The 10745-nt window shown below is 35.5% G+C and carries 8 protein-coding genes and 1 pseudogene; 4 read left to right on the forward strand and 5 right to left on the reverse strand.

All coding sequences use genetic code 11. The features are described 5' to 3' along the window. From ACFIL3_RS08045 to ACFIL3_RS08060, 4 genes are all read right to left on the reverse strand, one after another. The coding region (locus tag ACFIL3_RS08045; protein WP_375682034.1) for a YfjI family protein at window positions 1–1485 on the reverse strand (1485 nt) is incomplete at its 3' end. A 12-nt stretch (window positions 1486–1497) separates the two neighbouring features. Then, window positions 1498–2367 carry a toprim domain-containing protein gene (locus ACFIL3_RS08050; RefSeq protein WP_375682035.1) on the reverse strand — a complete coding sequence of 290 codons (870 nt, stop codon included), beginning with the start codon at window positions 2365–2367 and terminating at the stop codon, window positions 1498–1500. A gap of 98 nt (window positions 2368–2465) precedes the next feature. After that, on the reverse strand, window positions 2466–2666 hold the full coding sequence (locus tag ACFIL3_RS08055) for an AlpA family transcriptional regulator (RefSeq protein WP_007347430.1): 201 nt from the start codon (window positions 2664–2666) through the stop codon (window positions 2466–2468). A gap of 208 nt (window positions 2667–2874) precedes the next feature. Continuing rightward, a complete protein-coding gene (locus ACFIL3_RS08060; protein ID WP_375682036.1) occupies window positions 2875–4008 on the reverse strand; it encodes a tyrosine-type recombinase/integrase in 1134 nt (377 codons plus the stop codon). A 1053-nt stretch (window positions 4009–5061) separates the two neighbouring features. Between ACFIL3_RS08060 and ACFIL3_RS08065 the strand changes: the two genes are divergently transcribed. From ACFIL3_RS08065 to ACFIL3_RS08080, 4 genes are all read left to right on the forward strand, one after another. Further along, window positions 5062–5805 carry a radical SAM protein gene (locus ACFIL3_RS08065; protein ID WP_375682037.1) on the forward strand — a complete coding sequence of 248 codons (744 nt, stop codon included), beginning with the start codon at window positions 5062–5064 and terminating at the stop codon, window positions 5803–5805. 160 nt (window positions 5806–5965) lie between these two features. Then, window positions 5966–7750, forward strand: coding sequence for an MFS transporter (locus ACFIL3_RS08070; protein ID WP_375612536.1), 1785 nt, complete (start codon window positions 5966–5968; stop codon window positions 7748–7750). After that, window positions 7740–8354 carry a hypothetical protein gene (locus ACFIL3_RS08075; protein WP_375613858.1) on the forward strand — a complete coding sequence of 205 codons (615 nt, stop codon included), beginning with the start codon at window positions 7740–7742 and terminating at the stop codon, window positions 8352–8354. Before ACFIL3_RS08070 ends, ACFIL3_RS08075 begins: the two co-directional genes overlap by 11 nt. Then, window positions 8323–9315, forward strand: coding sequence for a hypothetical protein (locus tag ACFIL3_RS08080; protein ID WP_375613859.1), 993 nt, complete (start codon window positions 8323–8325; stop codon window positions 9313–9315). The genes ACFIL3_RS08075 and ACFIL3_RS08080 overlap by 32 nt, the downstream gene beginning before the upstream one ends. Window positions 9316–10350: 1035 nt before the next feature. On the opposite strand, the pseudogene ACFIL3_RS08085 reads toward ACFIL3_RS08080, so the two are convergent. Further along, a pseudogene (locus ACFIL3_RS08085) lies at window positions 10351–10745 on the reverse strand (virulence-associated protein E); the annotation flags it as partial.

Here is a 10745-nt window from a genome sequence, read left to right on the forward strand (position 1 = left end):
TAAAGCTTGCTTAACGGCTCCATTGTCTTTTAAAGATCTCCAACACCGTCTATAGATATCTCTTGCCGTAAAAACATTGGGTAAAAGATCACAGCGCTCTACAATTAATTTTGCACGCTCTGCTGTTAATGTATCATTCGCCGCATAAAGACGTTTTGCATGGCTTATCAGATATTCTTCCCAATATAAGGCTCTCTCAAGGGCATCTCTATTGATTTCAAAACGCCCCCCTTCACTCAATTCAAAAATCAATGCAAGGGTTGGTATGGTTTTATTCATTTTCAAAAGATGCGCTTGTAAACTTGATGAGAAATGACCTCCTTTGATTGTTCTTTGAAAATTTTCCCACCATACACGAAACATTTCTTGAGCTTCAGCAGAAAAGCGTATGGTAATAGGGTGTTTTGGTGATCCTAATGGTTTATCATAAAGAGAACGAAAAATTCCTTGATAACTTTCCCATGCCTTTTGATTGGGAGGTCTATCAACCCATAACCGCTCTTTTCGTTCATCGGGCCACACCAGCATTTGAAACCGTTGCAATAAGCCGTCATTATTTGTTCCATGGTGCATTGCTTGAATAATGGGAATAATCCGTGAAGGTTGAATGCCCCCAATAATGGAAATGGTTGCATTGGGAATAAAAATGGTTCCACGTCCTATACGGTCATAGGTGTATGATTTTTTGCCATTAAAAGCTGTTAGATAGAAAGAACGGTCTGATTGATATTCCTTCCGTTCCAAATCGGATAAAAAACCAGATAATTCATCACGAACCAACAATAAACCACGGGGGTTTTCTTTTAACAATTCCCCAAGCTTTTCGACGGTCACATCGTTGACAATAAGACGTCGTTTATTAAGCGTGTCATCTTCCTCACTTTCTTTATGTTCAAGAGATTGAGAAAGAAGAGCAAGGGCTTGTTCCTCGTCTTGATCTTTGAGTGCTTTGTAGGCTTGTTTTTTCTTTTCTCTTTTGTCTAATTCAATAAGAATATCTTTTGTTTCTTGCTGTTTTTTCTTCTTTAACCATTCTTGATGCCATTCCTCTTGAAAAACATCAAGAGGTGCTAAAGCAGCTTCCATGGTATCTGTTTTCATAGTTGAAGGTTCCCCCACAATGGCACCCCAGAGATTAGGAACAATTTTCCAATTGGCATGTTGTTTTGGAGAAACCCGCACGCCATTTCCAATGACAGCAGACAATCCACATAAAGCAGAAACAGCAACAAAATCGATAGAAGATTGTTGAATATCAGCAACGTCATAAACATAGTTTATTAATGGTGTTGGAAGCAGGAATATTTTAAAAGGCTCGACGGGTAAGAGAGCCGTAGCAATCGGTTGTAATTGCCCCCAACCATTTTGTTGCAAGGCTTGTTCATAAGAAATGGCTTTTAAACAAGTATTTTCGTTTAAAGAGACATTATCGTTATCATTGACGGGAGTATTTTCATTATTGTTTTGTAAATTACTATCTTTCATAGTTTCCCTCTTTTAAGAAAGTAATACGTTATTAAAATCAGTTCCTTTTGGAGCTTGCATCATAAAGACCTCAAAGCCTTGGCTATAAGCACGTGCAGCTAGGTTAAAACCTGCTTTACGCCCCGCATCATCGCCGTCCATTGCAATGGTGAGACGGGCTTTTGTAGGGGGTAAATTCACACGCATCATGCCCCTGGTTGAAAGAGAAGCCCATAAATTAACGGGCTCTGATAACAACCCAGACAGCAGAGACAGCCCCGTTTCAATGCCTTCACAAATAACCAGATGTTTTGGATTGGCTTGGCTTAAATGCACCCCACCACCCGTTACAGATCCCAACATGGCTTTTGCTGGTTTCTGATCTGTTTTGCAGCCATTGTCTTTTAAAAAGGTTCTATGAATGGCAAAGGAACCAGCCCCCTTAACAAGAGCAACCAACGCGGGCAATGTACCCCCAGAGGGGTGTGGACATTTGCTATGAAAACGTAAATCAGCAGGCAAATCACATGTAATACCCCGCATACGTAAATAGGTTTCTGCTAAAGTATTTTTGATTGGTTGGCTTTGTTGCCAAATTGCTTTTGCTCTCTCTGCTTTCTGTTTTGCTCGTTTGAGATCAGCACAAAACTGTTTTGAGAAAGAGAGCGTCTGATCATAAGCTTGTTTTCCAAGCAATCCAATTCTAATAAGCGCTTGTATGATCTCTCTAAAAGAGCAGCCAGCATAACAATAGAGTAAAAGACGCCCATCATGTCCATTGGCAAGGGATAAGCTAGGCAGCCTATCATCATGAGCAGGGCAACGGGCTGTTCCATAACGCCCATGCCAAACCCCGCGCAAGGCACGAGTAATACCCCGCGCATTCTTAAAAGAACACATCATTTTTAATCCTATAACGTTGCGTCATAGGACGGATTATGCTATCTCTAGATTGATGAGTTTGAGAAAGCCTTGTCCGTCCTTACGTGACAAGGTTTTTTTTATGCCACGTCGTTATAACGTTGCTGTTTTGCTTGTTCGATTACATTTAAGAGATCCGATTGTAACCAACGGGATAAAAAACCAAATTTTAAAGGTTTTGGGAGAGAGCCATTGGTTACATGACGGCGGAAAGTTGAGACACTCATATGAAGCAATTTTGCACTTTCACGGTCTGTTAAAAGAATATCATTTTCTGTCATTCTAAAATCCTTTCACTATAAAAAATAGAAACAAATCATGCCTATTTATTAAGCACATTTTGGTTTATTTTTGAAGGTATTTTATTTATAGAAAACAATATTTTATCATATAAATTCTGATGTGATAATTTATGAGTCTTATTGAGAAAGAATGAGAGAGAAGAGAGAGAAAGTTATCCACAGATAATGGGGTTATTCACCCCATATCTTAAGATTGACCTGTGACATAAGCCGCCCATTTATCCATATAAACGCGGCGCTGTTCTAAATAGTCAGTCCGACGATAGGCACGTTCTACTTGTCCTCCTACTGTATGACTTAGAATGGTTTCAGCGACCTCATAGGGGGCATCGGTTGTTTCAGCAAGCCAATTGCGTAAACTAGAACGAAATCCATGCGGGCAGGCTTCAATTTTATTTTTTCTCATATACGCCGCCATCATCGTATGTGAAAGAGGACCACGACTGGTAAGTGAAAAGATGAAATCACTTTTAGAAATACAGCGGGCTTGTTCAATTACTTTTAATGCTTCAGATGATAAGGGGACGCGAAATTCTTTTGTTGTATCACGCTTTCCTTTCATATTCTCAGCAGGTATGGTCCATATATCCCCATCAATTTGATCTTTATGAATATGACGTAAAGGGTTAGAGCGAACCCCTGTAAGGATAAGCAAGCGCAAAGCAAGATGTGTTATGTTTGATGCTTCACAGAGTGTTTTATAAAAAGCCGGAACCTCTCTCCAATCCATCGCTGGTCTATTAGTGACCTTATGGCGTTGTTTTCCTAAGAGAGCTTTTGCTTTTTCTACAGCTTGTAAATCAACATCTACACCTAATGCAGCCGCATGTTTGAGACAAAGATTAAGACGTATCAATGCTGTTCGAGCAATTACAGCCTTTGTATGCCAAATGGGAGAAAGGGTATTGCGTATCTCTGTTTGCGTAATCTCTGAAACGGGCAGACAGCCCAATTTAGGGAGAATATGAAGGCGTAATGGTAAAAACCAATCACAAGCTTTACCATCTCTTTTTAATTCAGCTTTACGGCTTTCAAAAGCATCTACGGCAATATCTTTTAAGTAATGAAGATTGCTTATTGCCTCACGCTTTTGTTTATTGCGTTCTTTAATGGGGTCACGCCCCTCACGTAAAACAGCCCGCCATCCTGTTGCTAATTCACGGGCTTGTTTTAAAGAGACATCTCGCAACGCTCCCAAGCCCATTTCGCGGCGCCGACCATGAATGGTATAACGATAAAGCCATTGAGCACCACCATCTTTACGCTTATGAAGTAACAAGCCGGCTTGTGACGTGCAAGCAAGTGGTTTTAGTTGATTCAACCATACACAGATTTGAAATGAGAGAATCCTACGTTATTTGGGATTCTTATTCGATATGAATAGTGCTAAATTATCATTATAAATCAATATGATTGTATCTTTAATAAGAAATAAAAGTTTGTATTTTGGCGTCGAGTAGAACCTCTTTTAAAAGTAATTTCACCGCAAGTAGTATTTCACAAAATTACAATTAAAACAGAAAAATAATTGAAAAATTTTTCTTCTGAGAAGCTGATTTACGCAACAACTATTCTTTATTTCAGCCCAAAAAAATCTTTTTAAAATTACTTGATAAAGCAGAACATTGCATATTTCTTATTGCGATTTAAGTGAAATAGCCATTGAAATCAGGAATAATACTTTTTGAATGAACTTACTAATTAAAATGGAAATTAGCTGAGCACAAGAGTTTTTCGATTTATACCGGTATAGGCTAATTTGTTTTCCAAACTGAATATTGCGTAATACAGTTAAATTGATTTTACAATTATAAAGTTGTAAACTTTTTATAAAATACTAATTGTCTTGAATATAAATAAAGTACATAATAACAGTATGAGGGGGATATTATGTCATATAAAAAACCGCAGGTGATTGGCACTGTGAGCAGTGCAACTTTAACTTGTTATAAACCATTGGTGTGAGATAGAAAAAAATAAAAAAACAGGATAAGAGCGCTGCAGCGCCCTTATCCATTGTATTATTAAGAAACAATTTAGGAGGGGAAATGTTTTGTATTAATCTCGACGAGAATAGCATAACTAGATTAAATGATTTTTCGACTATTGTGCTTAATGATTCAGTTATAATTTTAATTGATTCAGTTTTTTACAGAATCAGAAAATTGAAACTGTTGCGGCAAAGCTTAATGTAGAGACAGAGATTTTAGCATCAGATTTTTCAATCTTGTTAAGAGAACTAGAAAAGAATGGCTTTCTTTTAAAGAAGGAAAACTTGATTAGTGCGTCAGATTCGATTTTTGATCTTAAAAAATTATGGGTACCTGTAACACCTATTATACATATTATCCAGAATTGCAATAGCCCTTGTATCATGTGCGATTGCTGGAGGATTAAGGAAAAAAATTGGCATACTCCAGAAAGTTTAATACCCTTATTTAGAATGTTGAAAGAAAAAGGAGCTGCCTCAGTGATGCTTTCTGGGGGAGAACCTTTAATGCATCCGAAGCTTAAAGATATTTTATTAACGTTGAATGAACTAGGTCTGCCCGTTGAATTAAATACTAATGGCATCTTATTGCATAAAAATTTATGGATTTCACAGTATGACATAAAAGAAATTGTTATTTCTATGGATTCGACTAGTGTCCAAGGATATTATGATATACGGGGGGCGAATAAATTTGATCGCGTGTGGAAAAACATTGAAACAGTTAAGAATCTTCAACCTCTGCAAAGTATAGGAATAAGAGCGACAGTTACCAAAGAGATTCTAGAAAATATTATTAATTTTATCGATTTTTGTATAAGCAAAGATGTCGATTATATCGGATTCAGTCCGCTCGATACGTCGTCATTTAGTTTTTCTAGAAAAAATAATACAAAGGATCGATCTAAGGCTTTAAGAAACAAAACTCTTCCGCCAAACGCTTCACTTTTTCATTTGAGAGATGAATTATCAAGGAAAGAATCCCCCCTCCAGATTTATATAGATAAAAAGTTCCAAGAAAGGAAAATCTCATGGACGTCACAAAATTTTGTAAATTGTATTAATTATTACTTAGGCGAAAATTCTGCGTACGTTTCGTCGCCGTTAATGTGTTTATTTCCATTTTGATCCTTGGTATTGGACTATAATGGAGATTTAAAAAATTGCTTTTATTCAGAAGCTTTTGGGAATCTACAAAATTATGAGGCAATAGATTGGTCTGCTCAAAGCGTTTTAAAATCTTTGAAAGAATCTGGCGCATGTAGCGGATGTCGTGGGAAGGTATTTTGTGGATAAGGTTAAGCAATTTAAGATTTATAGCGTTAGCAAGTCTACTGCTCTAGTGGTTGCTGTTTTACCACTTTTTTTGTCGGAAAAATTGCATTTGTCGCAAGCGGATATTGTTTTAATCGGTAGTTATTTTTTATTGCTTCCTTTGATCTTAGAAGTCCCCTTGGGTTTATTATCAGATGTTTATGGAAGTAAGCGCGTTATTTATACTGGGCTGTTTTTCTTTCTTTGCGGTTTTTTAGCTCTTTTTATGAATTATGCATATTTTGCTTACGCCACTTATTTGTTGTGTATCACATTAGCGGCCGCTTGTTTCTCAGGTGCGGAAGATAGTTTACTCTTTTCTGTAGTACCAAAGCATCGCACACTGTTTTCCGTTAAGTCCGAAGTGGCTGCTGTTACCTATAGTGTGACAACGGTACTTATTTTTTTAGGGGGAATACTTTATTATGTGCATCCTGCATTGCCTGTAATTTTTCAAATCCTTTCATTAATTTTTGCTATTTTTATGTTTTCAAAACTGACGAAGGGATTAGATAGTTTTCATATCAACGCTCATCCGAGTATTTTCACAGTTATGTGCGCCAGCCGTAAAGAAGTCAAAAACCCTTATCGCTTCACTCTTGTTTTTTTAAGTGCAGTTTCAGCTTTTGCTATTTTGGTTAATAATCGAACTGTTTCTATCGCATTTTCTGATTTTTTGCCATTTCAACCTGCTATTTTGGTTTCGATTATTTTTATCATTGGGAATTTTTTTTCAGCAAGTTCCAATATATTGTTTCAGAAGTATTTTTCAAAGTTTCAAAATCCTATTTTTCCCGTCTTAATGATTGGTTGTATGGTAACCATTGCTTTTTTTCTCATGTCATTTCAAATCATTGCGGCTCTTATATTAGGATTTTTACTGCTATGTGTTTTTAAATCTGCTTATCGATCTTATCTGTCGTCTCTTCTTATAAATTCACTGATTGATCCCAAAGCTATCGCGACTGTTTTATCATTTACAGCCATTATTACAGCTGTTGTATCCTTTGCATTCAGTTTTTTATACGGTCATGTTTTTTCAACATTCTGGCAAGCTAATTTGTGGTTGGCAGTGATTATGGCTGTGATTTTTGGGGTGTCTGCTTTAATTATTTTTGTCAGAAAACAAGAAATCATTTGGTTACAGCCTGAAAATGCACAATCGTCAAAACAACATTTCTTGAAACGCAAGCATCAAGAGTTTTGCTATGGGCAAATTTATCCGGAAGCATCGTGCATTAATGAAAACATCAAGGATGGCTCTTTTCGACAAAGTCTCTATCCTGCACCAAATTTGATAACACTTTGCGATGAAATAGTCGAATGGGAGTTTATCCGGGGTACTGTATTGAGCCAAATGGATTTGCTACATCAAAAGGCGATTATTGATCAAATCAATAAGATCTTTCAAGATCGATTAAGCAAGAATATAATCTTATCACATGGAGATTTACATCCTGATAATATCATTGTTACTTCTGATAGTTCTTTTATGGTAGTGGATTGGGATTTATGTCAAGAAGCCAGTCCGGAATTGGATATCTTAACATTTTTCACCAGTCCAAGATTATCTCTCAATTTAGAAGAACGGATAGACTATATTTCTCATTTGCTGTCTATATCAAAGGATGAAGCTTTACCAATGATAAAAGCGTTTGTGGCTAAAAAAATTTCTGATCTTTCTCTATACCAAAATATTTTCATGAAACAATTAGTATTGGATTATATGAACTTGAATAAGAAATTTCATGGGCGATAATATTGTAATTTGTAATGAAAATTGCAGTGCGGGCTGCAATCATTGTCCGTATTCGATGGAATATATGGTGAGAGATGACGCGTTGCCTGAATCTTTATATACAATAAATGACATAAAATCTGATTTTATTATTCTTTCTGGTGGAGAGCCTTTTGAGCTCGATTATGATTTACTTCATAAATATACTTGTATGTGTCTCATTTGCAAAAAATATTTTCGGATTGCAACAGGGGGGCACATCTATATTCAACCATATTTGAAGCTATTAAAGAGTAATCCGTTCTTTTTAGGGATACAAATAGGCACAGATGTTATTTCAGAGATAAGAAATCTAGACAGTAAAAAATATAAACAAACGTGGGTGCGTAACATAGAATGTATGAAAAAAGATAGCGTACCATATAGTGTGACGATTACTTTATCGGAGAGATTCGATTTGGCAGAAGTGTTAGCTCTAATACGTATCGCTACTCCCGAGTTCATTTTAGTTAATTTTGAAAATAGAAAAAAGTATGAGAATAGATTTCAGTTAAATATGATACGGGATTTTTTTTCTGGCTGTGAGATAAAATATGGATATACGCATCAGAGTTTACACCAATAAATATAAACTATCGGATTCTTTTCACAGTTCTTCTGGTGTGTTAGTTGAAAAAACAGAACTGATAATTTTATTTACTGCTCAGGATAAAGTTATTTCGCCCTTTGCTATGGAGTTGCCATTGTCACCTAGTCACGGAGAAATGCCGGACGATTTTATAAAATCTGTAAATGAACGATCAATAAATAAAAGTAAACACTTTGCAAATTCTTTAAGCTATTTCTTTGGGTTGGAAGATTTTTTTAAAAAAGTTGAAATGGCTAAAATTATTAATTCTGGATTAATGAAATCTATTAAAACGATAGGAATAGGTGCAATTATTGATGATGAGATACGTAATTACGATTTGATAAAATTGAAATCATCGAATCAGTATTTGGATGATACAATTGCAATTGTTAATGAAAACAAAAATGTAAAATTTATTATTGATTTCAATGCAAGTATTAATTTTGAGCAGTGGAATTATTTTATTGATAGGATAGATAAGAATAATTTGTTTGGAATAGAACAGCCTGTGAAATTTCCTTCAAAAATTCCAGATTTGGGTTTCTTAAATATCGCTGATGAGACATTCGTGAAATGTGGTTATGAAAAAATTCACGAATATGGCTATAATGCTTTTGTCTATAAGCCATTTGCAAGTAATATTAAAGAATTATATAAGTGTTTTGAGAATAAAAATAACTACGTTGGTATGGTTGGAAGTAATGTTTCAGGCCCTTTAGATTGTAGTTTTTGTAACATCATAAATCATTATATGCCTACCAAATTAGCAGGAAATCGTGCAAGTAATTTTGAAGCGCATCCGTTAAATAATAAAACTGAGGATTTAATGAGAATTCGAGAAAAAAAGATATCTCTCTCTGATGAATTGTTTATTTATCTTGATAAATTTTGCCAAAAGGTATCGGATTTGTATTTTGATATGAATCAATTAAAAGAAATTGCTACAAATATATAGTATTTCCCACTCTGAAGCAGCTATGTTTCGTGAATAGATATAGGACATACCGATGGAAGGACGATATGGTGCTTGTCTCATGTATCGGGATCTTATATACTAAAAGTGTCAAAGATGGTGGCAAAATTGGCTTTGATTTTTTTGATATTAGCAGTAATTTAAGCAGCAACTTGCCTTTTTTATTCAAGATTTTTGATGAGAAAGAATTATAGGTATTTCAGTTTGATGTAACTCAAAATAAGCGAACGGTATTTTTAAGCTTGATGTTTATTATAAAGCTGAGCTCAACCCCAATCAAAACAGTATGGCAGGTGGACTTATTATCTTACTTAAAAGGGGCTAGCTAAGAAGCATACGCTTGTTATTATATCGAATGTTCTCAATTTGCATTCGATTAAACTTACAAATCAAGATGGCTTTTATTCTAATATCATCAATACTGGGCTTTATAGATTAAACATTCAAGTCCAATAATTCGCAGAACAAATGAGCCATGCATCCAAAATGCCAATTACGAGTAATATAAATCCCAATGATATTGTAGCTGATATTCACTTAATACCATCAATACTCCCAAATGACTCCTATTATCGTAAGGTTTTTTTCTTTTCTCTTGAGATCATCACCAACGTCATAAAAATATATTTTACCATGCTGTTGCACGTTTGGATTTTTTACAAAAATAGAAATTTCCATAGAGTAGCTCAAGATCCTAAACAAAAATATTAAAATATAATGTTTTTTATTTTTTATTATTAAAAAAATAACATAAACATTGGAATAACTCTCCAAAAGCAACAAAACTCTTTGTAAGAAGAACTCTGATCATTTTCTTTGAAAAAAGAGCAATGAAGAGAATGTCACTAAAAAGAGCGTTGAGCGATTGGCTTGAAAAACTGTCAAAAGAGATTTCTCTATTGTGTGGTCCTATGATTTTTCACCAAGGTGAGCTATTCATAGCGTTTTGTAGGCCGACCGCCTTTTGGGTTTTGTCTTCATAAATTTCACGAAGATAGTTGTAACAGCATAAAAGCTCTAAAGTTTGTTAAATAATTCCTTATGTTTTGGATTGGCTTGGCTTAAATGCACCCCACCACCTGTTACAGATCCCAACATGGCTTTTGCTGGTTTTGGGTCTGTTTTGCAACCATTGGCTTGTAAAAAGGTTCTATGAATGGCGAAAGAGCCAGCGCCCTTAACAAGAGCCACCAACGCGGTCAGTGTAACCCCAGAGGGGTGCGAACATTTGTCGTAAAAGCGTAAATCAGCAGGCAAATCACATGTAATACCCCGCATACGTAAATAGGTTTCTGCTAAAGTGTTTTTAATAGGTTGGCTTTGTTGCCAAATTGCTTTTGCTCTCTCTGCTTTCTGTTTTGCTCGTTTGAGATCAGCACAAAACTGTTTTGAGAAAGAGAGCGTCTGATCAT

Source organism: Bartonella sp. CE47NXGY, assembly GCF_042195415.1.
Lineage (GTDB): Bacteria > Pseudomonadota > Alphaproteobacteria > Rhizobiales > Rhizobiaceae > Bartonella.

Excerpts from the sequence above, each read along its gene's own strand:
- ACFIL3_RS08055 (WP_007347430.1), bottom strand. The coding sequence starts at position 2,666 with ATGACAGAAAATGATATTCTTTTAACAGACCGTGAAAGTGCAAAATTG.
- ACFIL3_RS08050 (WP_375682035.1), bottom strand. The coding sequence starts at position 2,367 with ATGATGTGTTCTTTTAAGAATGCGCGGGGTATTACTCGTGCCTTGCGC.
- ACFIL3_RS08075 (WP_375613858.1), top strand. The coding sequence starts at position 7,740 with ATGGGCGATAATATTGTAATTTGTAATGAAAATTGCAGTGCGGGCTGC.
- ACFIL3_RS08065 (WP_375682037.1), top strand. The coding sequence starts at position 5,062 with ATGTGCGATTGCTGGAGGATTAAGGAAAAAAATTGGCATACTCCAGAA.
- ACFIL3_RS08080 (WP_375613859.1), top strand. The coding sequence starts at position 8,323 with ATGGATATACGCATCAGAGTTTACACCAATAAATATAAACTATCGGAT.